The sequence below is a fragment of the Microbacterium sp. 4NA327F11 genome, from assembly GCF_005503465.1.
GTDB lineage: Bacteria > Actinomycetota > Actinomycetes > Actinomycetales > Microbacteriaceae > Microbacterium > Microbacterium ginsengisoli.
Genome location: NZ_SCOB01000010.1, coordinates 13,200 through 35,890, shown reverse-complemented (window position 1 = coordinate 35,890; position 22,691 = coordinate 13,200). Strand labels below are relative to the sequence as shown.

General features: G+C 71.6%; 21 protein-coding genes. 2 read left to right on the top strand and 19 right to left on the bottom strand.

The features are described 5' to 3' along the window. Positions 1-17: 17 nt before the first annotated feature. The 19 genes from FFS51_RS08235 to FFS51_RS08145 all read right to left on the bottom strand — a co-directional run bounded on the left by FFS51_RS08235 (position 18) and on the right by FFS51_RS08145 (position 20,994). Entirely contained in the window at positions 18-1,382 is a 1,365-nt protein-coding gene (locus FFS51_RS08235; RefSeq protein ID WP_137878056.1) for an RsmB/NOP family class I SAM-dependent RNA methyltransferase, read from the bottom strand. Then, entirely contained in the window at positions 1,379-2,299 is a 921-nt protein-coding gene (fmt, locus tag FFS51_RS08230) for a methionyl-tRNA formyltransferase (protein ID WP_137878055.1), read from the bottom strand. Before fmt ends, FFS51_RS08235 begins: the two co-directional genes overlap by 4 nt. A gap of 55 nt (positions 2,300-2,354) precedes the next feature. Continuing rightward, on the bottom strand, positions 2,355-4,343 hold the full coding sequence (locus tag FFS51_RS08225; RefSeq protein ID WP_249352690.1) for a primosomal protein N' family DNA-binding protein: 1,989 nt from the start codon (positions 4,341-4,343) through the stop codon (positions 2,355-2,357). Positions 4,344-4,353: 10 nt separating this feature from the next. Next, positions 4,354-5,547: a methionine adenosyltransferase gene (metK, locus tag FFS51_RS08220; RefSeq protein ID WP_137878054.1), complete on the bottom strand. Its 1,194-nt coding sequence runs from the start codon at positions 5,545-5,547 to the stop codon at positions 4,354-4,356. A gap of 84 nt (positions 5,548-5,631) precedes the next feature. After that, complete coding sequence (gene rpoZ, locus FFS51_RS08215; protein WP_137878053.1) at positions 5,632-5,886, bottom strand: DNA-directed RNA polymerase subunit omega; 255 nt, start codon at positions 5,884-5,886, stop codon at positions 5,632-5,634. Between the two features lie 43 nt (positions 5,887-5,929). After that, positions 5,930-6,844: a guanylate kinase gene (gene gmk / locus FFS51_RS08210; RefSeq protein WP_137878052.1), complete on the bottom strand. Its 915-nt coding sequence runs from the start codon at positions 6,842-6,844 to the stop codon at positions 5,930-5,932. Further along, positions 6,841-7,689: an orotidine-5'-phosphate decarboxylase gene (pyrF, locus tag FFS51_RS08205; protein WP_137878051.1), complete on the bottom strand. Its 849-nt coding sequence runs from the start codon at positions 7,687-7,689 to the stop codon at positions 6,841-6,843. The genes gmk and pyrF overlap by 4 nt, the downstream gene beginning before the upstream one ends. Beyond that, entirely contained in the window at positions 7,686-10,973 is a 3,288-nt protein-coding gene (gene carB / locus FFS51_RS08200) for a carbamoyl-phosphate synthase large subunit (protein ID WP_137878050.1), read from the bottom strand. The genes pyrF and carB overlap by 4 nt, the downstream gene beginning before the upstream one ends. Then, positions 10,973-12,127 carry a glutamine-hydrolyzing carbamoyl-phosphate synthase small subunit gene (carA, locus tag FFS51_RS08195; protein ID WP_137878049.1) on the bottom strand — a complete coding sequence of 385 codons (1,155 nt, stop codon included), beginning with the start codon at positions 12,125-12,127 and terminating at the stop codon, positions 10,973-10,975. The genes carB and carA overlap by 1 nt, the downstream gene beginning before the upstream one ends. Continuing rightward, the gene (locus FFS51_RS08190; RefSeq protein WP_137878048.1) at positions 12,124-12,642 is read right to left on the bottom strand and encodes a PH-like domain-containing protein; all 519 of its coding nucleotides are present in this window, start codon (positions 12,640-12,642) and stop codon (positions 12,124-12,126) included. Before FFS51_RS08190 ends, carA begins: the two co-directional genes overlap by 4 nt. Next, complete coding sequence (locus FFS51_RS08185) at positions 12,639-13,949, bottom strand: dihydroorotase (protein ID WP_045248092.1); 1,311 nt, start codon at positions 13,947-13,949, stop codon at positions 12,639-12,641. Before FFS51_RS08185 ends, FFS51_RS08190 begins: the two co-directional genes overlap by 4 nt. Then, positions 13,946-14,923, bottom strand: coding sequence for an aspartate carbamoyltransferase catalytic subunit (locus FFS51_RS08180; protein ID WP_137878105.1), 978 nt, complete (start codon positions 14,921-14,923; stop codon positions 13,946-13,948). Before FFS51_RS08180 ends, FFS51_RS08185 begins: the two co-directional genes overlap by 4 nt. A gap of 5 nt (positions 14,924-14,928) precedes the next feature. Then, entirely contained in the window at positions 14,929-15,462 is a 534-nt protein-coding gene (gene pyrR / locus FFS51_RS08175) for a bifunctional pyr operon transcriptional regulator/uracil phosphoribosyltransferase PyrR (protein ID WP_137878047.1), read from the bottom strand. 77 nt (positions 15,463-15,539) lie between these two features. Further along, complete coding sequence (locus FFS51_RS08170; protein ID WP_249352689.1) at positions 15,540-15,974, bottom strand: hypothetical protein; 435 nt, start codon at positions 15,972-15,974, stop codon at positions 15,540-15,542. A gap of 8 nt (positions 15,975-15,982) precedes the next feature. Next, complete coding sequence (locus FFS51_RS08165) at positions 15,983-17,560, bottom strand: Rieske 2Fe-2S domain-containing protein (protein WP_137878046.1); 1,578 nt, start codon at positions 17,558-17,560, stop codon at positions 15,983-15,985. Between the two features lie 85 nt (positions 17,561-17,645). After that, complete coding sequence (gene nusB, locus FFS51_RS08160; protein ID WP_056208977.1) at positions 17,646-18,056, bottom strand: transcription antitermination factor NusB; 411 nt, start codon at positions 18,054-18,056, stop codon at positions 17,646-17,648. A 3-nt stretch (positions 18,057-18,059) separates the two neighbouring features. Further along, complete coding sequence (gene efp, locus FFS51_RS08155; protein ID WP_045248088.1) at positions 18,060-18,620, bottom strand: elongation factor P; 561 nt, start codon at positions 18,618-18,620, stop codon at positions 18,060-18,062. Positions 18,621-18,712: 92 nt separating this feature from the next. Continuing rightward, entirely contained in the window at positions 18,713-19,171 is a 459-nt protein-coding gene (locus FFS51_RS08150) for a type II 3-dehydroquinate dehydratase (RefSeq protein ID WP_137878045.1), read from the bottom strand. Beyond that, complete coding sequence (locus FFS51_RS08145) at positions 19,168-20,994, bottom strand: bifunctional sugar phosphate isomerase/epimerase/4-hydroxyphenylpyruvate dioxygenase family protein (protein WP_137878044.1); 1,827 nt, start codon at positions 20,992-20,994, stop codon at positions 19,168-19,170. Before FFS51_RS08145 ends, FFS51_RS08150 begins: the two co-directional genes overlap by 4 nt. Positions 20,995-21,076: 82 nt before the next feature. Between FFS51_RS08145 and FFS51_RS08140 the strand changes: the two genes are divergently transcribed. Continuing rightward, positions 21,077-21,706 (top strand): TetR/AcrR family transcriptional regulator, encoded by a 630-nt coding sequence (locus tag FFS51_RS08140; RefSeq protein ID WP_212742797.1) that lies wholly within the window; start codon positions 21,077-21,079, stop codon positions 21,704-21,706. An 82-nt stretch (positions 21,707-21,788) separates the two neighbouring features. After that, positions 21,789-22,670 (top strand): shikimate dehydrogenase, encoded by an 882-nt coding sequence (locus FFS51_RS08135; RefSeq protein WP_045248084.1) that lies wholly within the window; start codon positions 21,789-21,791, stop codon positions 22,668-22,670. Positions 22,671-22,691: the final 21 nt, after the last annotated feature.

Below are 22,691 nucleotides of genomic sequence, written 5' to 3'. Positions count from 1 at the left end.
CCTCGCCACCCAGGACGTCAGCGACGTCGGAGCAGCGCGAGGAACATCCCGTCGGTGCCGTGGCGGTGGGGCCAGAGCTGGGCGTGTCCGTCGTCGGACGCCGGCTCGGGGAGATCGAGCGGGCGCCGGGCGACCCGCTGCAGCACCTCGCGGGCGTCGACCGGCTCGAGGGCGTCGCCCCACTCGCGGCGCACGTCGGCCACGACGCCCTGCGTCTCGGCGAGATGCGGAGAGCAGGTGACGTACGCGACCACGCCGCCCGGGGCCAGCGCGCCCACGGCCGAGGACAGCAGCTCCCGCTGCAGCGGGGTGAGGTCCGCGACATCCGATGACTGCTTGCGCCACCGCGCCTCGGGACGCCGGCGCAGCGCGCCGAGACCCGTGCACGGCGCGTCGACGAGGATGCGGTCGTACGCACCCGCGGCGCTCGCCGCCCGCTCGCGCCCGTCGAGCTCGGAGACGTCGACCGGGAGCGGCACGGCGGCCACCGAACGGCGCACCAGTCCCGCGCGGGCCGGAACCGGCTCGTTCGCATCGAGGACGGCTCCGTGCGCGAGGGCCTCGGCCGCGAGCAGTGCGGTCTTGCCGCCCGGCCCCGCGCACAGGTCGAGCCACCGCTCCCCCGCGCGCACGGGGGCGTGGCGGCTGAGCGCCAGGGCGACGAGCTGGGATCCCTCGTCCTGTACGCGCACCCGGCCGCCCGCCGCGGTGATGACGGGCTCCGGGTCACCGCCGGCGAGTCGGAAGCCGACGGGCGAGTACGGGGTGCGGGCGCTGTCCGCGTCAGGATCGACGAGCCCCGGGAGCGCCGCCATCGTGACGCCCGGTGCCGCGTTGTCGGCGGTCAGCAGCGCCTCGAGCTCGTCGGCGCGGCCCTCGGCGGCGAGGGCGCGACGGAAGGCGCGGATCACCCAGACCGGGTGCGAGAACCGCAGCGCGAGGCGCTCGTCGTCGGAGCGCGCCTCGTCGGCGATGCGGGAGAACCAGTCGCCGGGGTTGTCGCGGGAGATCCGGCGCAGCACCGCGTTCGCGAAGCCGGTCACGGCGGGGCCGATCTCGCGCCGCACCAGATCGACGGTGTCGTGCACGGCGGCATGCGACGCGATGCGCGTCGCGAGGATCTGGTGTGCGCCGAGCCGCAGCGCGTCGAGCACGGGCGGATCGATCAGCGCGATGTCGCGGCCCGCGGCGAGCGAGATGACCGCGTCATAGGTGCCTTCGCGGCGCAGGGTGCCGTAGGTGAGCTCGGTCGCGAGCGCCGCATCGGCGCTGCTCAGCCCGGCGCGGGTGATGGCGGCGGGCAGCAGCAGGTTCGCGTACGCGTCGTCGGCGTGCACGGCCCGGATGACCTCGAACGCGACACGGCGAGCGGGGGCGGTCATTTCTCGACCCGCAGCTCGTCGACCCGCAGGCCGCGCCACCAGTCGCCGGCGACCATCGCCGCCTTGCCCGCCGGCTGCACCCGCTCGAGCGCGATCGCGTCGTCGGCCGTGCCGACCACCACCTCGCGGCCCTGCAGGGCGAGCTGACCCGGGGCAGGGCGGGCGGTGGACTCGGCGCGGTGGGCGGCGAGCACCTTCAGGCGCTGACCGTCGACGATGAGGTGGGCGCCCGGCTCCGGGGTGACTCCGCGGAACCGCCCGAGCACGACGTCGGCGGGCTGTGTCACGTCGAGCCGTCCGTCGGCGGCGTCGAGCTTCGGCGCGAGGGTCGGCGTGCCCGCCTGGGGCGTCGCGACGGCCGTTCCGGCCGCGAGGGCGTCGACCACGCCGACGATCTGCTCCGCGCCGATGATCGACAGCTCGCGCAGCACGTCGGCGGCCGTCGCGAGCGGCGGGACGCGGTAGCGCACCTCGCTGTAGACGTCACCGGCGTCGAGCTCCGCGACGAGACGGAACACGCTCGATCCGGTCTCGGCGTCGCCCGCGATCAGCGCGTGCTGCACCGGGGCGGCGCCCCGCCAGCGCGGGAGCAGCGAGAAGTGCAGGTTGATCCAGCCGAGGCGCGGGGCGCTCAGCAGCGGCTCGCGCACGAGCCCGCCGTACGCGACGATCACGCCGAGATCGGCGTCGAGGGCCTCGAGATGAGCGGATGCCTCGGGGTCGAGGCGACGGGTCTTGAGCGTCGGCAGCTGCAGCTCGTCGGCGGTCGCCGCGACCGGCGACGGGGTGAGCACGCGCTTGCGGCCGATCGGGGCATCCGGGCGCGTGACGACCGTCGCGATCGTGTGCGAGGAGGCCGCAAGGGCACGCAGAGACGGCACCGCGGCCGCCGGCGTACCGGCGAAGATCAGACGCATGGGCTCCCTGTTCATGGACGACCGCGGGCATCGCGACCCCGGGTCGTCGAGCGGGTCACAGGTCGACGTCGAGAAGGTCGGCCCGGACGTTCAGTGTATTGCGCGGCACCGGTGGTCGCCCCTTCGGCGGGCGTCGCCCGGAGATCGCCGCGGCCACGACGCTCGCGCGCAGCGACCGCATAGTGTCGGCGCCGGCGGCGTAGTCGACGCGCAGCAGCGCCCGCACGCGCCCGTCGTCGAGCGCGACGGGTCCGAGCAGGGCGTCGGCGGGAAGGGGTGCGTGGGCCGCGGCATCCTGCACCGCCTGCTGCACCCGTTCGGGCGTGCCCTCGATACGCACGATGCGCACGGTCGGCGGCATGCGCAGCGGTGCGCGTTCGGCGAGCTCTGCGCGGGCGTAGGCCGCCGGCGTCCAGGTGGCGAGCGCCCGTGCGGCGGGCCCGGTCACTCCGACGAGATGCACCGGCGCGCCCGGGTGCGCGAGGGCCGCCGCGTTCGCCCACCAGCGCAGGCACGCCTCGCCGATGCGCAGATCTTCGGCGAGCAGCATCCGCTCGCCGTCGAGGAGCACGACCGCACGGTATCCGCCCGCGGCGATCGGCTCGGCGCCGCGCGTCGCGATCACGAGGGCGGGTGCGTCGTCGACGCGTTCACGGGGGTGGGCGCCGTCGGCCACGATCACCCGCATGCCCGCGAACGCGCGGCCGAGCTCGTCGGCGGTGCGCTCCGTCCCCGCCGATGCGAAGCGGAAGGTGCTGCCCGCGCAGTGCGGGCACGCCCAGCCGTGCGCGCGACGGCCGCACCAGCCGCACTCGGGCACGCCGCGCGGGGCGTCGGCCCGCAGGGGGCCGCCGCAGTGCAGGCAGCGCGCGGGGCGCCGGCACTCGGCGCACAGGACGACCGGCGCATAGCCGGGGCGCGCGACCTGCACGAGCACCGGTCCTTGACGCAGCCCCTCGCGCATCGCCGCGAACGCGGACGACGGGATGCGGGCGCGCGATGCGGCGTCGTCGGGTGCGCTCAGCACGACCTTCGGCGACACGCGGCGCCGCGCGGGCACGTCGGTGACCCAGCCGAGCTGCACCAGCCGCTCGACGTCGGTCGTGCGGGTGTGACCTGCGAACAGCAGCGTGTGGCCCTCGAGCTCCTGGCGCACTAGGGCGGCGTCGCGCGCGTGCACCCCGGGGCTCAGGGGTTCGGCGAGCAGTGGATCGCCGTCGTCCCAGAGCGCCACGAGCCCCGTGCGCGCCGCGGGAGCGTAGGCGGCCGAGCGCTTGCCCACCACGATGCACGGGGCCTCGGCGAGGATGCGGAGGTAGGCGGCGTACCGCTCCGGCCCGCTCTCGCGCGCATCGTCGCGCACCACGGCGTCGGCCGGGGCGAGGTCGGCGAGGGCTGCCAGCAGCTGCTCCTGGTCGCGATAGTCGGGCACGACCAGCACCGCGCTGCGACCCTCGGCGAGGGTGACGGTCGCCGCGGCGGCGAGCAGCACGGCCCAGGCGCCCACGTCGGTGCCGTCGCCGAGGCGCGAGGGTCGGGGCGGGGCGTCGACGGCGAGCCGCGCGCCCTGCGCGAGTGCGCCCTCGAGCGTCGGATAGTCGGCCAGGATGCCGCGGGCCGTCCGCAGTCGCTCGGCGTCGACGTGCGGGACCTCGGGCGCGGGACGGGCGAGCCACGCCTTCTCCGCCCGCACCATGCGCTTGGGCACCACGAGACGCAGGATGTCGGACGCCGACCCGGCGGCCCGGTCGGCCGCGCGACGGGCGAGCGCGTAGAGCGATGCCGGCAGCACGGCGACCGACGACACGACCGATTCGAGCTCCGACAGCGGACGCTCGGGCGCGACCGCCTCGGCGATCTCGACGATGAACCCGTCGACCACGCGACCCGCGGTACGCAGCGGCACCTTCACACGCACGCCGGGGGTCGCGGCATCCATATGCTCCGCGGGCACCGCGTAGTCGAACAGGCGGTCGAGCTGCGGCAGCGGAGAGTCGACGAGGACGCGCGCGACCGTCAGCCGCTGCGGCTCATCGCTCGTCACGGCGTCGCGGTCAGAGTCCGGCAGCGGCGCGGAGCTCGTCGACGCGGTCGGTGCGCTCCCAGGTGAAGTCGGGCAGCTCGCGGCCGAAGTGGCCGTATGCCGCCGTCTGCGCGTAGATCGGGCGCAGCAGATCGAGCTGCTCGATGATCGCCGCCGGACGCAGATCGAACACCTCGCGGATCGCCGCGACGATGTGCTCGTCGGCAACGTGCCCCGTGCCGAACGACTCGACGTAGAGGCCCACCGGGTTGGCCTTGCCGATCGCGTAGGCGACCTGCACCTCGAGACGGTCGGCGAGACCCGCGGCGACCGCGTTCTTGGCGACCCAGCGCAGCGCGTAGGCGGCCGAGCGGTCGACCTTCGACGGGTCCTTGCCGCTGAAGGCGCCGCCGCCGTGCCGCGCCGCTCCCCCGTAGGTGTCGATGATGATCTTGCGGCCCGTCAGACCCGCGTCGCCCTTCGGGCCACCGGTGACGAAAGGCCCGGCCGGGTTGATGAAGTACTGCACGTCGGTCGTCGCCAGACCCGTCAGCTCGAGCACCGGGTCGATGACCTCCGCCTGCACCGCGGCGCGCAGCGCCTTCTGCGAGATGTCGGGCTGGTGCTGGGTCGAGAGCACGACGGTCTCGACCGTGCGCGGCACGGCGCCCTCGTAGCCGAGTGTCACCTGCGTCTTGCCGTCGGGCCGCAGGAACGGCAGCGCACCCGAGCGACGCGCCTCGGCGAGACGCTCGGCGATGCGATGCGCCGTCCAGATGGCGGTCGGCATGTACTGCGGCGTCTCGTTCGTGGCGTAGCCGAACATGATGCCCTGGTCGCCTGCGCCGAGCAGCTCGATCGGGTCGTTCGAGCCGGACTCGCGGTGCTCGAGCGCGGCATCCACACCGTGCGCGATGTCGCTCGACTGCTCGCCGATCGACACGCTCACCCCGCAGGAGTCGCCGTCGAAGCCGGTGTCGCTCGAGGTGTAGCCGATGCGGTTCACGACTCCGCGCACGATGCCGGGGATGTCGACCCAGCCCGACGTGCGCACCTCGCCCGCCACGTGCACGAGCCCCGTGGTCACGAGGGTCTCGACGGCGACACGCGCGTCGCGGTCGACGGTGAGGAGGGCGTCGAGGATGCTGTCCGAGATCTGGTCGCAGATCTTGTCGGGATGCCCCTCGGTGACGGACTCGGAGGTGAACAGTCGCAGCTGGCTCATCGAAGCTCCTGGAGAAGATGGGAACGCCATCATGCGCGCGGCCCCGGACATCATGTCACGGGGCCGCGGTGCAGAAGGCGGGTGTTACTCGGCGGGACGCAGTCGCAGCTTGTCCTCGTGGATCTCGTGCATCGCGATCGTGAGCGGCTTGTCCTCGATGGTCGAGTCGACGAGCGGGCCCACGTTGTCGAAGAGGTTGCCCTCCTGCAGGTCCGAGTAGTAGTCGTTGATCTGACGGGCGCGCTTCGACGCGTAGATCACGAGCTGGTACTTGGACTCGACCTTCTCGAGAAGGCTGTCGATGGGCGGGTCGATGATGCCCTGATTGGTCCCTGCCATGGCGAAACCTCCTGGTTCGGGGATGACGGCGGAAGACGGCGCGCTAGGAAGCGGGCGCGGAAGCCTTCGCCAATTCTACGACCTCGCGCGCGGCGGCGGCGACATCCTGGTTCACCACGCGGTAGTCGAACTCGTTCTGGGAGGCGAGCTCCACCTTCGCCGTGCGCAGGCGGCGCTCCCGCTCCTCCGCGTCCTCGGTGCCGCGGCCGACGAGACGCTGCACCAGTTCGTCCCAGCTCGGCGGCAGCAGGAACACGAGGGTCGCATCGGGCGCCGCCTGACGCACCTGGCGAGCACCCTGCAGGTCGATCTCGAGCAGCACGGTGCGGCCGGCGGCGAGGGCCTCCTCGATGGGGCCGCGCGGGGTGCCGTAACGGTACTTGTTGTGCACCGTCGCCCACTCCAGCAACTGCCCCGACTCGATCAGCCGGTCGAAGCTGAGCTCGCCCGTGAAGAAGTAGTGCTCGCCCTCGACCTCACCCGGGCGCGGCGGCCGGGTCGTCGCCGACACCGACAGCAGGATCTCGGGGAAGTGCTCCTTGATGTACGTCGCGACCGTGCCCTTGCCGACCGCGGTGGGCCCGGCGAGCACGATGAGGCGGCTGCGTCCGCGGCGGGGCCGGGGCTCGGGGAACCGGTCGTCGAGCCAGCCTGCGAGCACCTCGCGCTGACGCGCGCCGAGGCCGCCGAGCCGCTTCACGGGTGAGATGGCGAGCTCCTCCAGCACCCGGTCGCGCTTGCCCTCGCCGATCGCCGGCAGCGCGGTGAGGAAGTCGGTGATGCGCAGGGTGCCCGACGGCGACTGCGGGTCGGCGATCGCGCGGCGCAGCACCTCCTGGCCGGTCACGACCCGGAACGACAGGTCGCGCTTCAGGCTCGCCCGGGCGCGGCGCACCTCGACGGCGCGCTGGGATGCCGCGACCCGGTCGACCTCCGGCGGGGTGCGATGCTCGGTCACGAGCGCGCCCCGTAGAGCGCCGCCCGCTCGGCGATGCGCTCGGCCAGCCGGTCGGGGCCGACGGCGAGCACGCTGCGGCTCTCGTTCGCGATCACCTGCGACGACACGTAGCCGAACAGGCGGCCGAGCTCGGCCGGGTCGGCGCCCTGCGCCCCGAAGCCCGGAGCGAGGATCGGCGTGCCGGCGAGCAGGATGTCGCTCAGTCCGAAGCGTGAACGAGTCACGGTCGCGCCGATCACGACGCCGATCGAGCCGAGCGCGCCCGGAAGCCCCACGTTGTGCCAGCCGGCGTCGCGGGCGACGCGGGCGGCGACCCGCTCCCCCTCCTCGGCGGCCGCATTGGCGGTGACCGCCGTCTGCACCGGCTCCGCCTCGGGGTTGCTCGTCGCCGCGAGCACGAACGCGCCCTTGCCGTGCCGCAGCGCGAAGGTGAGTGTCTGCTGCAGCGAGTCCGGCCCGAGATAGGGGCTCAGCGTCACCGCGTCCGCCTCGAGCGGCGACCCCGGCTGGAGCCAGGCGGCCGCGTAGCCGTCCATCGTCGAGCCGATGTCGCCGCGCTTCGCATCGGCGATCACGATCAGCTCCGCCGCCCGCGCCGCCGCGAGCACGTCCTCGAGTGCCGCGAAGCCGCGCGAGCCGAAACGTTCGAAGAATGCGACCTGCGGCTTCACGACGCCGACACGGCCGGCCGCGGCATCCACCGCCCTCAGGCCGAACTCGCGCACGCCGTCGGCCGAGACCGGCAGACCCCACGACTGCAGCAGGCTCTCGTGCGGGTCGATGCCCACACAGAGCGGCCCGTGCGTGTCGAGGGCCTGCCAGAGGCGCTGACCGAATGTCGTCACAGGCGTCCCGCCCGATCGGCCGCGTACTCCTGCAGGCTCTTCACCGCGAAGCCCTCGCGCAGTGCCGGCATGGCGCTGACCGCCGCGCCCAGCACCGCCATCGTGGTGAACAGCGCCTTGTCGGCCGCGACGGCCGCGGCGCGGATCTCGTAGCCGTCGGCACGGGCGAGACCGCCCGAGGGGGTGTTGACGATCATGTCGATGCGTCCGTCGTTGATGAGGTCGACGATGTTCTGCTCACCGGATTCCTGGGTGGCGGAGTACTTCTCGACGACCTCCACCCGGATGCCGTTGCGCGCCAGGATCTCGGCGGTGCCCTCCGTCGCGACGAGCGCGAAGCCGAGCTCCTGCAGGCGGTGCGCCGGGAGGATCACGGCGCGCTTGTCGGCGTCGGCGACCGAGATGAAGACGGTGCCCTCGAGCGGCATGCCGCCGTACGCGGCATCCTGGCTCTTCGCGAACGCCGTCGGGAAGTCGCGGTCGATGCCCATGACCTCGCCGGTGGAGCGCATCTCGGGACCGAGCACCGAGTCGACGGTCTGGCCGTCGCGGGTGCGGAAGCGCTTGAACGGCAGCACCGCCTCCTTGACGGCGACGGGGGCGTCGAGCGGCACTCGGGAGCCGTCCTGGGCGGGCAGCAGGCCCTCGGACTTCAGATCGGCGATGGACGCACCCGCCATGATGCGCGCCGCCGCCTTCGCGAGCGGGATGCCCAGGGCCTTCGACACGAAGGGCACCGTACGGCTCGCGCGCGGGTTGGCCTCGATCACGTAGAGCACGCCCGCGCTGATCGCGAACTGCACGTTCAGCAGGCCCCTCACGCCGACGCCGCGCGCGATCGCGAGGGTCGCCTCGCGCACGCGGTCGATCTCGGTGCGGCCAAGCGAGACGGGCGGCAGCGTGCACGACGAGTCGCCGGAGTGGATGCCGGCCTCCTCGAGGTGCTCCATCACGCCGCCGATGTACAGCTCTTCGCCGTCGAAGAGCGCATCGACGTCGAGCTCGATCGCGTCGTCGAGGAAGCGGTCGACGAGCAGCGGACGGCCGGCGCCGATGATCGCCTGGTCGGCGATGCGGTCGAAGTAGTCGCGCAGGCTCGCCGTGTCGTAGACGATCTCCATGCCGCGGCCGCCGAGCACGAAGCTCGGGCGCACCAGCACCGGGTAGCCGATGTCCTCTGCGACCGCGATCGCGCCGTCGACGTCGATCGCCGTGCCGTGACGCGGGGCGACGAGCTCGGCCTCGTCGAGCAGGCGCGAGAACAGCTCGCGCTCCTCGGCGAGATCGATGGCCTCGGGGCTCGTGCCGAGGATGCGGTAGCCAGCCTCCTCGATGCCCTTCGCGAGCCCGAGCGGCGTCTGACCGCCCAGCTGGCAGATCACACCGAGGATCTCCCCCGACCGGCTCTCGGCGTGCAACACCTCGAGCACGTCCTCGAGGGTCAGCGGCTCGAAGTAGAGCCGGTCGCTCGTGTCGTAGTCGGTGGAGACCGTTTCGGGGTTGCAGTTGACCATGACGGTCTCGTAGCCGGCGTCGGCGAGGGCGAACGACGCGTGCACGCACGAGTAGTCGAACTCCACGCCCTGTCCGATGCGGTTCGGGCCGGAGCCGATGATGACGACCTTGGTGCGATCCGACGGCGTCACCTCGGTCTCGGCGTCGTAGCTCGAGTAATGGTAGGGCGTGAGCGCCGGGAACTCCCCCGCGCACGTGTCGACGGTCTTGTAGACGGGACGCACGTTCAGGGCGTGACGGATGCCGCGCACCTCCGCCTCGGCGATGCCGCGGAGCTCGGCCACCTGGGCGTCGCTGAATCCGTGCTCCTTCGCGATGCGGAGGGTCGAGGCATCCAGCTCGGCGGCGTCGGCCACGAACTGGGCGACCTCGTTGATGAGCACGATCTGGTCGAGGAACCAGGGGTCGATCTTCGTCGCCTCGAAGGCCTGCTCGAGGGTCGCGCCCTTCCGCAGAGCCTGCTGCACGACGACGATGCGTCCGTCGGTCGGGGTCTGGGCGATCTCGAGCAGCTCGTCGACCGAGCGGGTCTCGGTGCCCCAGTGGAAGCTGGAGCCGCGCTTCTCGAGCGAGCGCAGCGCCTTCTGCAGCGCGGTCGCGTAGTTGCGCCCGATCGCCATCGCCTCGCCGACCGACTTCATGGTGGTCGTGAGCGTCGTGTCGGCGGCGGGGAACTTCTCGAAGTTGAAGCGCGGCACCTTGACGACGACGTAGTCGAGCGTCGGCTCGAAGCTCGCCGGCGTCACCTTCGTGATGTCGTTCGGGATCTCGTCGAGGCGGTAGCCGATGGCGAGCTTCGCGGCGATCTTCGCGATCGGGAAGCCGGTGGCCTTCGACGCGAGCGCCGACGAGCGCGACACGCGCGGGTTCATCTCGATGACGATGATGCGGCCGTCGTCAGGGTTCACCGCGAACTGGATGTTGCAGCCGCCGGTGTCGACGCCGACGGCGCGGATGATGTCGATGCCGATGTCGCGCAGCTTCTGGTACTCGCGGTCGGTGAGGGTGAGCGCCGGTGCGACGGTGATCGAGTCGCCGGTGTGCACGCCGACCGGGTCGACGTTCTCGATCGAGCAGACGACGACGGTGTTGTCGTTGCCGTCGCGCATGAGCTCGAGCTCGTACTCCTTCCACCCGAGGATGGACTCCTCGAGCAGCACCTCGTGCGTGGGCGAGTCGTGCAGGCCCGCGCCGCCGATACGCCGCAGATCGGCCTCGTCGTACGCGAAGCCCGAGCCGAGGCCGCCCATCGTGAACGAGGGGCGCACGACCAGCGGGTAGCCGAGCTTCTCGGCGCCGGCGAGCAGGTCGTCCATCGAGTGGCAGATGACGGATGCCGCGACATCCGCCCCCGCCTCGAGTACGAGCTCCTTGAAGATCTGGCGGTCCTCGCCGCGCTTGATCGCGTCGACCTTGGCGCCGATGAGCTCGACGTCGTACTTCTCGAGGATGCCGCGCTCGTGCAGCGCCATGGCCGCGTTGAGCGCGGTCTGCCCGCCGAGGGTCGGCAGGATCGCGTCGGGGTTCTCCTTGCGGATGATCGACTCGATGACCGCAGGGGTGATCGGCTCGATGTAGGTCGCGTCGGCGAAGTCGGGGTCGGTCATGATCGTGGCCGGGTTCGAGTTCACGAGGATGACGCGCACGCCCTCCTCGCGGAGCACGCGGCAGGCCTGCGTGCCCGAGTAGTCGAACTCGCACGCCTGGCCGATGACGATCGGGCCGGAGCCGATGACGAGGACGGAGCGGATGTCGTCGCGCTTGGGCATCAGGCGGCGCCCTTCTGGGTCTGCTGCGCGATCACGAGGTCGCGGAATCGGTCGAAGAGGTAGTTGGCGTCGTGGGGGCCGGCCGCCGCCTCCGGGTGGTACTGCACGCTGAAGGCGGGGATGTCGAGCGCGCGCAGGCCCTCCACCACGTTGTCGTTGAGACCGACGTGGCTCACCTCGACGCGGCCGTAGCCGTTCGGGCTGTCGATGACCGCGTCGATCGGCGCGTCGACGGCGAAGCCGTGGTTCTGCGCGGTGATCTCCACTTTGCCGGTGGTCTTGTCGAGCACCGGCTGGTTGATGCCGCGGTGGCCGAAGGGCAGCTTGTAGGTGCCGAGCCCGAGAGCGCGGCCGAGCAGCTGGTTGCCGAAGCAGATGCCGAAGAACGGCAGTCCGTCATCGAGCAGCCCGCGCAGCAGCGCCACGTGGGCATCGGATGCCGCGGGGTCGCCGGGGCCGTTCGAGTAGAACGCCGCGACCGGCTCGATCGCGCGGATCTCCTCGAGCGTGGCCGACTGCGGGAAGACGTGCACGTCGAAGCCGCGCGCGGCGAGGTTGTCGATCGTCGCCTGCTTGACGCCGAGGTCGAGCACAGCGAGGCTGCCGATGCGCTCGGTCGTCGCCGGCGTCACCTCGACGCTCGCGACCGACACCTCGGCCGACAGGTTGCGCCCCGCCATCTGCGGCGCCTCGCGCACGATGCGCAGCTGCTCGTCGTCGCCGAGCCCGGCCGCCTCGCCCGAGAAGATCGCACCGCGCATCGACCCGGCCGAGCGGATGTGGCGGGTCACCGCGCGGGTGTCGATGCCGCTGATGCCCACGATGCCGTCGCGCTCGAGCGCCGCGTCGAGGGACTCGTCGGCACGCCAGTTCGAGACGACGCGCGACGGGTCCCGCACGATGTAGCCCTCGACCCAGATGCGGCGCGACTCGGGGTCCTCGCCGTTCATGCCGGTGTTGCCGATGTGTGGGGCCGTCTGCAGCACGATCTGGCCGGCGTAGGACGGGTCGGTGAGGGTCTCCTGGTAGCCGGTCATGCCGGTCGTGAAGACCACCTCTCCGATGGTGGTGCCGCGCGCGCCGTAGGCGCGTCCGGTGTGGCGGGTGCCGTCTTCGAGGACGAGAACGGCGGGTTCGGTGTGGAACCTGGTCATGCGTCGCTTCCTGCGGGGGTCGAGGGGGATGAGGTCAGTAGGGGGCGCACCGCGTCGGCGAGCACCTTGGCGGAGGCGTCGCGGGCACGCAGGTAGGTGTCGACCGGGGCGCCGTCGTCGAGCGTCCAGGTGATGCGGGCGAGGCCCGCACGCTCGACGACGCGGTCGATCGCCACCGTCGCCTGGGCGACGTCGACGACGCGCGACGCGGTGAGCTCGACGGTCGGCTCCCCCGCGATCGCGAGCAGCAGCGCGCGGTCGGTGACGACGAGCGTCGCCGGCGCCCGGTAGGCGAGGCCACGGGCGGCGAGGCGCTCGAGGGGACGCTCGTGCACGGTCGTAGCGACGTAGAAGACGTCGAAGCGCGCGCGCTCGTCGATCTCGGCGGCGGGGTCGGCCAGCGGTACCGCGATGCCGGAGTCCCGACGGGTTCGTCGCCACCAGCCCCACGCCATCAGGCCGATGAGCACGAGGGCGAGGCCGATCATGAGAAGGAGGGCGCCTTGCTGGGTCATGCGGACTCCTTCGTCAGGTCGACGAGGTCGCCGTGGGCGACGGTCGGGATGCCGGCGTGGAAGGTCCAGACCACGCGGCCCGGGAGCTCCCGGTCGAGGTAGGGCGAGTTGCGGCTGCGCCCGCGCAGGTCGTCCCGGCCGAAGGTCGCGGTGACGGCCGCGTCGTAGAGCGCGAGGTGGGCGGGCTCCCCCACGGCGATCGGGCGGCCGTGCCCGGCGAGGCGGCCGATGCGGGCCGGTGTCTCGCTCATGACCCGCGCGACATCGGCCCAGTCGAGGAGCCCGGTGTCGACCATCGACTGCTGCACGACGCGCAGGGCGGACTCGAGGCCGACCATGCCGTTCGCGGCCGCCTGCCACTCGCAGGCCTTCGCCTCGGCGGGGTGGGGCGCGTGGTCGGTCGCGACGATGTCGATCGTGCCGTCGGCGAGCCCCTCGCGCACCGCCCGCACGTCGTCTGCGGTGCGCAGCGGCGGGTTCACCTTGTAGCGCGCGTCGTAGCCGCGCACCAGCTCGTCGGTCAGCAGCAGGTGGTGCGGAGTCACCTCGGCGGTGACGTTCACACCGCGCCGCTTCGCCCAGCGGATGATGTCGACCGAGCCGGCCGTCGAGAGGTGGCAGACGTGCAGGCGGGAGCCGACGTGCTCGGCCAGCAGCACGTCGCGGGCGATGATCGACTCCTCGGCGACCGCCGGCCATCCGGCCAGTCCCAGCTCCGCCGAGACGGCACCCTCGTTCATCTGGGCGCCCGCGGTCAGCCGGGGGTCCTGGGCGTGCTGGGCGATGACGCCGTCGAACGCCTTCACGTACTCGAGCGCGCGTCGCATGATGAGCGGGTCCCAGACGCAGGAGCCGTCGTCGCTGAACACGCGCACCCGGGCGCGCGAGTCGGCCATGGCGCCGAGCTCGGCGAGCCGTTCGCCCTTCTGGCCGACGGTGACGGCGCCGATCGGTTGCACCGTGACGTAGCCCGCCTGCTCGCCGAGAGCGAGCTCCTGCTCGACGACGCCCGCCGTGTCGGCGACGGGCGAGGTGTTCGGCATCGCGAAGACGGCGCTGTACCCGCCGGCGGCGGCCGCGCGGGAACCGGTGAGCACCGTCTCCGACGCCTCGTAGCCGGGCTCGCGCAGGTGGGTGTGCAGGTCGACGAGTCCCGGCAGAGCGAGCAGTCCGTCGGCGTCGATCACCGCGGCACCGGCGCGCGACAGCGATATGCCGAGCTCCGCGATCCGGCCGTCTTCGATGAGGATGTCGGTGGTCGTGCCGTCGGCGAGTCGTGCGCCGCGGATCAGATGAAGGCCGGTCATCGCTCGTCCTCCTTCTTCTGCTCGTCGTCGTGGTCGGCCTGCCCGCTCAGGAGCAGGTAGAGCACCGCCATGCGCACCGACACGCCCGCGCGAACCTGGTCGAGCACAGTCGACCGGGGCGAGTCGGCGGCATCCGCCGAGATCTCGAGGCCGCGATTCATGGGGCCGGGGTGCATCACAATGCTATCGGCAGGAAGCGCCGCGAGCCGCGTCGCGTCGAGTCCCCAGCGGCGGGAATACTCCCGTTCAGTCGGGAAATACGCGGCGCTCATGCGCTCGAGCTGGATGCGCAGCATCATGAGCGCGTCGGGCCCGGCGGCAATCGCCGAGTCGAGGTCGTAGGAGATGGTCGCGGGCCAGGCCGAGACATCCTGCGGTACGAGCGTCGGCGGCGAGACGAGGGTGACCTCGGCGCCGAGGGCCGTGAGCAGCCAGACGTTCGACCGCGCGACGCGGGAGTGCAGCACATCGCCGACGATCGTGACCTTCACCCCGGCGAGGTCGCGCCCGCGGCTGTCGTCGCCGAACCGGCGCTTGCGGATCGTGAACGCGTCGAGCAGCGCCTGGGTCGGATGCTCGTGCGTGCCGTCGCCCGCGTTGACGACCCCCGCGGTGATCCACCCGCTCGTCGCGAGGGTGCGCGGGGCGCCGGACGCGCCGTGGCGGATGACCACCGCGTCGGCACCCATCGCCTGGAGGGTCTGCGCGGTGTCCTGGAGCGACTCGCCCTTCGAGACGCTCGACCCCTTCGCGGAGAAGTTGATGACGTCGGCCGACAGGCGCTTCGCGGCGGCCTCGAACGAGATGCGCGTGCGCGTCGAGTCCTCGAAGAACAGGTTCACGACGGTCTTGCCGCGCAGGGTCGGCAGCTTCTTGACCTCGCGATGCTGCGTGTCGGCCATGTCCTCGGCGATGTCGAGGATCGTCAGCGCGTCCTCACGGGAGAGGTGCTGCGTGTCGAGCAGGTGGCGCATCCCGGTCACTCCCCCTCGATCGTGACGGCGTCCTCGCCGTCGTGCTCGACGAGTCGCACGTTGACGCGCTCGTCGCGGGAGGTCGGCAGGTTCTTGCCGACGAAGTCGGGGCGGATCGGCAGCTCGCGGTGGCCGCGGTCGACGAGGATCGCGAGGCGCACGGCGGCGGGGCGGCCGATGTCCTGCAGGGCGTCGAGGGCGGCGCGGATGCTGCGGCCCGAGAACAGCACGTCGTCCACCAGCACGACCGTCTTGCCGTCGATGCCGGTGGCGGGGATGTCGGTGCGCTGCGGCGCGCGGGTGGGATGCTGCGCGAGGTCGTCGCGGTACATCGTGACGTCGAGGGCGCCCACCGGCACCGGGGTGCCCGAGATGACAGCCAGGTTCGTCGCGATGCGCTGGGCGAGGGCGACGCCGCGCGTCGGGATGCCGAGGACGACCAGGTCGTCGGCACCGCGCTGGGTCTCGAGGATCTCGTGGGAGATGCGCGTCAGAGCCCTGGTGATGTCCGCGCCCTGCAGAACGGTGCGCTCGCTCATCAGCCGCTCCCTTCTCCGCCTCACGGGACGGTGTTAAAGGTTGCTTCGGTGTGTCCAGCCTAGCCGGTGATCGGCGCTCAGTCGGTGATCGGCGCCGACCCGCCCCGCGGCGCGAGCAGCCACCGCACGCCGCGGCGCGCGAGCATGAGCACGATGATGAGCGCGGTCACGAGGAAGAACCCCCCGAGGGCCACGGCATCGCCGAAGATCAGGTGGATGAGCTCGAGCACGACGAGCTTGCTGCCGGGCAGCAGCAGCACCAGCACGACGATGCTGACGACGCGGCGAGGCCAGGTCGAGGCCGACTTCAGTCGCGTGAGCACGGCCTTCTTCAGCCACAGCACGGCCTCGAGCACGAGCTTGAGCACGATGGCGGTGAACAGCGACGTCGTGAACGACTCGGTGATCACCTGCGGCACCCACTGGGCCGTGAGGTTCAGCACGGTGACGTAGACGAAGACGTCGACGACGTGCAGGGGGTCGAGGCGACGGATGCCGCGGGCCGTGCTCACTCGGACGCTCAGACCGACGCTGCGGCGGCTTCGGGGCTCGCCGTCTCGTCGGCGCGGCGGGCGCGGATCGGGTGGCCCTGCGAGGTGAGGCAGCGGCCGGAGGCGAGATCCCACTTCCAATCGTGCAGGGAGCAGGTCAGCACGCCGTCCTCGATCTTGCCGGTCTTGGTGAGGTCTGCGCGCAGGTGCGGGCAGCGGCGCTGCACGACCCAGTCGTCGAGCTCGGTGTCCTCGGTCTGGTCGGACTGCTCGGCGTACCAGTTCTCGACGTACTCGATGCGGTCGCGCGAGAGGCACTTGAGGAAGGTGGTGAGGAACTCGTTGAACTTGCCGGCGCGTCCGACTTCGAACTGCATCGACAGGAAGATCGAGTTCGACCAGTCGATCTCGTGGTCGGCGATGTTCGTCGAGACGAGGTCGGCGGGGATCGTGTACCAGTACACGCACTCCTCCCCCGCGTACTCGCGCACCTTCGCCTTGGGGAAGTCGACGACCATGTCGAGGTCGCCGATGCGGAACCGCACGTTGCCGCCGACGCCGTTGCGGATGGTGCGTGCGCGGCGCAGCAGCGGCTCCCACCACTCCTGGAGCGCAGCGAGCATCTCCGCGGGCGGCAGCACGGCGGCGCGCTGCGCCTCCTCGGCGCGCACCTCGTCCTGACGGGCGTCGCGCTGCTCGGCGAGATAGGTCCACTTGTCGGAGAAGATGCGCTCGATCTCCGCCTCGGTGTACAGGGTCTGCGTCACCTGGATCTCGCCGCCCGCGAGGTCGACCTGGGTGCCGGGCACGAACCGGTAGCCCTTCTGGGCGGGAGAGACCTCGGCCATGTGGTCGAGGAATTGCTGCTGATCGGTGAAGATCGAGTCGTCCTCGAGGCCGTAGCCGTTGTAGCGGAACAGCTCCTCGCGCAGGAACATCGGCGGGCCGGCCATCGGGAAGACGTGCTCGGCGGCGACCTTGTCGATGTAGTACATCGCCCGCTTGTTCTGGGCGTCGCGCTTGAGCCTCGCGAAGTTCTGCTTGGCGTCCTGGGGCAGGTCGTAGACCATCGGCCACCAGATCGCGCCGCTCACCTGGGTGAAGTAGGCGTCGGGGCGGGAGAACGCGAGCAGCTTCTCGAGATCGAGCGGGTGGGCGTCGTTCTGGTTGAGCATGCTCGCGGTGCCGTCGTCGACGCTCAGTGACGAATCGCCGATCGGGCCGTCGCTCGGGGCGCGCAGCGGGGTCACCATGATGGTCAGGCCGTTGTCGTACACGAGGGGAACGCCCGCCTGCGTGTAGACGATGTTCTCGTATCCGAGGGCGCGAAGGTCGACCTCGAGGTCGTCGGTCGGGTACTCGGGCAGGAGCACCCGGATGTCTCGGGGCACGTAGCGCTGCAGCAGCTGTGGGTCGAAGTGGTCACGGTGCCGGTGCGAGACGTAGAGGAAGTCGGCGTTGCCGAACCGCTCCCAGTCGAGCCCGCGGTTGTCGGGGAACGGGAACCACGATCCGAAGAACGAGGGGCCGATGACCGGGTCGCAGAGGATGCTGCCGCCCGTGGTCTCGATGAACATGCCGGCGTGGCCGAGGCCCGTGATGCGCATGCGCTCTCCCTTCCGCAGTCGAGTCTAGGCACGCGGGTGCGGCGCGCCGGGGTGCCGCGGCCGGGAAAACGCGCGGCGTGGGCGCTCAGACGGCGCGCGAGATGCGGGCGAGCACGCCGTGCACGAACGAGCCCGAGCCGTCGGTCGAGTACTCCTTCGCGAGCTCGACCGCCTCGTCGATCGCGACGGCGCTGGGCACCTCGCTGTTGAACACGATCTCCCACGTGGCGATGCGCAGCAGCGCGCGGTCGACGGCGGGCATGCGGTCGAGCTTCCAATCGCGGGCGTGGGTGATGATGAGCTCGTCGATCTGGTCGGCGTTGTCGATCACCCCGTCGACGATGTCGCGGGCGTACAGCCAGGAACCCTCGCGGGCGGGCTCGCTCGCCGCGCGCTTGGCCTCCGCGGCGAGCACGGCGGGAAGGTCCTCACCGCGCACATCCGCCTGGAACAGGATGTCGAGCGCGCGCTTGCGCGCCTTCGAACGGGCGCTCACGCGTCAGCTGACGCGGCCGAGGTAGTCACCCGTGCGGGTGTCGACCTTGACCTTCGTGCCGGTCTCGAGGAACAGCGGCACCTGGATCTCGTAGCCGGTCTCGACGGTGGCGGGCTTGGTGCCGGCCGACGAGCGGTCGCCCTGCAGGCCCGGCTCGGTGTAGGTGATCTCGAGCACGACGGACGCGGGCAGCTCGATGTAGAGCGGGTTGCCGTTGTTGAGCGCGATCTGCACCTGCTGGTTCTCGAGCAGGAAGTTCGCCGCGTCACCGACCGTCGCGGCGGCCACGTTGATCTGGTCGTAGTCGGCGACGTCCATGAACACGAAGCTGTCGCCGTCGTTGTAGAGGTACTGGAAGTCGCGGCGGTCGACGTTCTCGATCTCGACCTTGGCGCCCGCGTTGAACGTGCGGTCGACGACCTTGCCGGTGAGCACGTTCTTCAGCTTGGTGCGCACGAACGCGCCGCCCTTGCCGGGCTTGACGTGCTGGAACTCCACGACGCTCCAGAGCTGACCGTCGATGTTCAGGACGACGCCGTTCTTGATGTCTGCGGTGGATGCCATGAGGGTGCGCTTTTCCGTTTCGTGTGGGTGCGAGGCCGAGACGGCCGACACGAGAGTCTAACGGATGCCCCGTGACCCGGCGATTCCGAGGATCAGCCCTCGGCGCGACCGGTCACGACGTCGAGCAGCAGGTTCGTCGCGCGCACGTAGCCGGCGACGCCCTCTCCGATCACGTGCACGACGGCGACGTCGTGCACGTACGAGTGGTGCCGGAACGCCTCGCGGGCGTAGACGTCGGAGACGTGCACCTCGGCGACCGGCAGGGCGACCCCGCTGAGCGCGTCGCGCAGCACCACCGAGGTATGGGTGAGACCGCCGGGGTTGATGACGATCGCCGCCGCCGTGAGGCGCGCCTCGTGGATCGCGTCGATCAGCACGCCCTCGTGGTTGGACTGCACGGCGGTGACCTCGAAGCCGCGGGAGGCCGCGGCATCCGTCACGAGACGCTCGACGTCGGCGAGGGTCTCGTGGCCGTAGATCGCCGGTTCCCGCACGCCCAGCAGGTTCAGGTTCGGGCCGTTGACGAGCAGGATGCGGCGCGGGGTGGTCATGCGCCGAACCTATCAGCGGCGCGCTGCTGCGCCGTGAGGCGGACGGCGGCGTTCTGGGGGCCGTATCCGTCGTAGTGGCCGCGGCGCTCGACGAACTCGAAGAACACGCCGCCGATCGTGCGTGTGTAGACGTGCAGGTAGGAACCGTCGGCGTCGGCGTCGTAGAGCACGGATGCCGCGCGCAGCCCGTCGAGCGTCGATTCCGGAAGTGCGAACCGGGCGGCGAGGTCGTCGTAGTAGTTCGCGGGGACGGGAAGCGGCGCGACGCCGGCGTCCGCGAGGGCGCGCGCGAGTGCGATGACGTCGTCGCAGGCGAAGGCGATGTGCTGCACGGGCCCGCCGTCGCGGCCCGCCTCGGCCGACAACGGCGGCGCGACGTTCAGGGGGAGACGCACGGCGCCGTCGGGCGAGCCGAAGACGTGGCTCTGCACGAGTCCGGCAGGACCCGGGACATCCGTGGAACCCTGCGGCTCCAGTGCGAAGGCGGCGGACAGGAACAGCCGGGTCTCGTCGATGACCTGCCAGGGCTGGGTGAGGCTCACGTGGTCGACGCGGGTGACACCGTGTGCAGCGGAGCGCTGCACCGGGCCGAACTCGGCGGCCCACTCCGGGTCGCCGGCGTCGGCCGCCTGGCTCCAGTACACCTCGGTGCCGTCGGGTGCGATGGTGCCGGGCAGGTCGGCCTCATCGGCGAGCCGGCGCCGGTCGACGCGCGGCACCCCCAGGGCGGTGAGCCGGCGGGTGACGGCGTCGGCATCGTCGACGTCGAAGCCGACGGCGGCGATGCGGGGCGCGAGACCCGCGGCGCGCTCCTCGTTGAGCACGATGCGGGCGCGCCCGCTGGTCCACAGAGTGACCGCCTTGGAGCGGTGGCGGCCGTGGGCGGTGAAGCCCGCCGCGGCGAGCACACGGTCGAAGCCGCTCGTGTCCTCGCCCTTGATCTCCACGAACGCGACCCCGGCGGGCGCCGCGGAGTCCGGCAATAGCTGCAGGTCGGGAACGTCCGGGTCGATGCGCGCGACGGCGTCTTCGAGCCAGCGCAGCGAGCGGCGGGCCTGCGCGGCGGTGCGCACGGGGTCGGTCTGCCGGAAGGTGTCGTTGAACACCTCGAGCGACAGCGGACCGCGGTATCCGGCGTCGAGGACGCGGCGCGTCAGGTCCGCCAGCTCGAACGCCCCCTCGCCCGGGAACAGGCGGTGGTGCCGGCTCCACGAGAGCACGTCGAGCGACAGGGCGGGTGCGTCGGCGAGCTGCACGAAGAAGATGCGGTCGCCCGGGATCTCCGCGATGCCCTCCAGCGGGGTGCGGCGGGACAGGATGTGGAACGAGTCGAGGCACACGCCGACGGCGGGATGATCGGCGCGCCGGACGACCTCCCAGGCGGTGCGGTAGTCGTCGATGTGGCGTCCCCAGGCGAGGGCCTCGAAGGCGATCCGGATGCCGCGGCCCGCGGCGAGCTCGCCGAGGCGCCGCAGCTGCGCGGCGCTGACGTCCAGGTCGTCGGTGACGGCGGTCGCGACGTTGCTGCAAGCGAGCACCGTGCCGACGCCGAGCCGCTGCATGAGCGCGAACTTCGCGTCGGCGCGGTGGAGGACCCGGGCGAACTCCTCCTCGGAGACCCCTTCGACGTCGCGCAGCGGCTGGTAGAGGTCGATGCGCAGGCCGAGTCGTGCGGCCAGCGCCCGGATCTCCTCTGGGCTCTCGGGCGCGGCGATGAGGTCGGGTTCGAACAGTTCGATGCCGTCGAAACCGGCGGCGGCGATGGCGTGGAGCTTGGCGGAGAGGGGCCCGCTGATGCACACCGTTGCGATCGAGGTCTCCATGGTCAGGGAATGTACCACTCGGTACATTCCCGGCGGTATGCCGTTCCCGACTCCCCCGATCCCGCTCGGATACTCTGACGGCGTGAGTGACGTGCGCCGCGACCCCGAACGCACCAAGGCCGAACTGCTCGCGGTCGCGACCGAGGTCTTCGCCGAAGAGGGCTTCTCCGGCGCCCGCGTGGACGAGATCGCCCGCCGCACCCGCACGACCAAGCGGATGATCTACTACTACTTCGACAGCAAGGAAGGCCTCTACCTCGCCGTGCTCGAAGATGCCTATCGCGGCATTCGCGAGGCGGAGCGCGGGATCGACGTCGATCACACGGATCCGCTGGCCGCGGTGCGCCAGCTCGCGGAGCTGACCTTCGACCATCACGTCTCGCACGAGGCGTTCATCCGGCTGGTGGCGATCGAGAACATCCACCGCGGGACATCCATCTCCCGGATCCCGTCGCTGCGCACGCTGTCGCAGCCTGCCAAGTCGCTGCTCGACGGAATCCTCGCGCGCGGCCGCGATGCCGGCCTGTTCCGCAGCGACGTCGACGCGCTTGACGTGCACCTCGTCATCAGCGCCTACTGCGTCTTCCAGGTCGCGAACCGCCACACGTTCGGGCAGCTCTTCGACATCGACTTCACGGATGCCGCGACCCGTGCGCACCTGCGCAGCACGATCGGCGACGTAGTCGTCGGCTGGCTGCGCACGACTCCCTGACACCGGTGCTTGACACGTCGGATGTTGTCGTGTTCACTGCGAACGTACTAGTTAGTACAAACGCTTCGGACGAAGGAGTACCGTGCACAGCGATCGACGCTTCCTGGTCGGCCTCGTCGGCGACGGTGTCACCCCCTCGCTGACCCCGCCCATGCACATGGCGGAGGCCACCGCCCTCGGGATTCCCTACGTCTACCGCCCGATCGACACGGCGCTCCTCGGCCTCGGCGTGACCGAGCTCGGCGAGATCCTCGCCTGGGCCGAGCGCCTCGGCTTCGACGCGCTCAACATCACCCACCCCTTCAAGCAGGCGGTCCTCCCCCACCTCGACCACGTCGACCCGGTCGCCGCCTCGCTCGGCGCCGTGAACACCGTCCTGCTGACCGCCGAGGGCCGGCTCGGCTACAACACCGACACCACCGGCTTCGCCGCGGCCCTGCGTGAAGGGCTGCCGGGCGTCCCCCGGGAGCGGGTCGTGCAGTTCGGTGCCGGCGGTGCAGGCTCCGCCGTCGCCGACGCACTGCTGCGCGACGGCGTGCGCGAGCTGACCATCGTCGACCTCGACATCGAGCGGGTGGCCGCCCTGGCGGTGCGCGCCGGTGAACGGCACCCCCACGCCGAGGTGCGCCCCGGGACGCCCGCCGAGGCGGCCGACCTGCTCGCCCGCGCCGATGGAGTGGTCAACTGCACCCCGCTCGGCATGGCCGCCCACCCCGGCACCGCGTTCGACCCCGCGCTGCTGCGCCCGCAGACCTGGCTCGCCGACATCGTCTACCGCCCGCTGCGCACCGCCCTGCTGGACGCCGCTCGCGAGCGCGGCTGCCGCACGCTCGACGGCGGCCAGATGGCGGTGCACCAGGCGGTCGACGCCTTCGAGCTGATCACGGGCGTGCGTCCCGACCCCCGACGCATGACCCGGCACTTCCGCGACCTCGTCACCTCCGAGGAGATCCTCGCCCGCTGAGCCGACCGGCAGCCGCGGCAT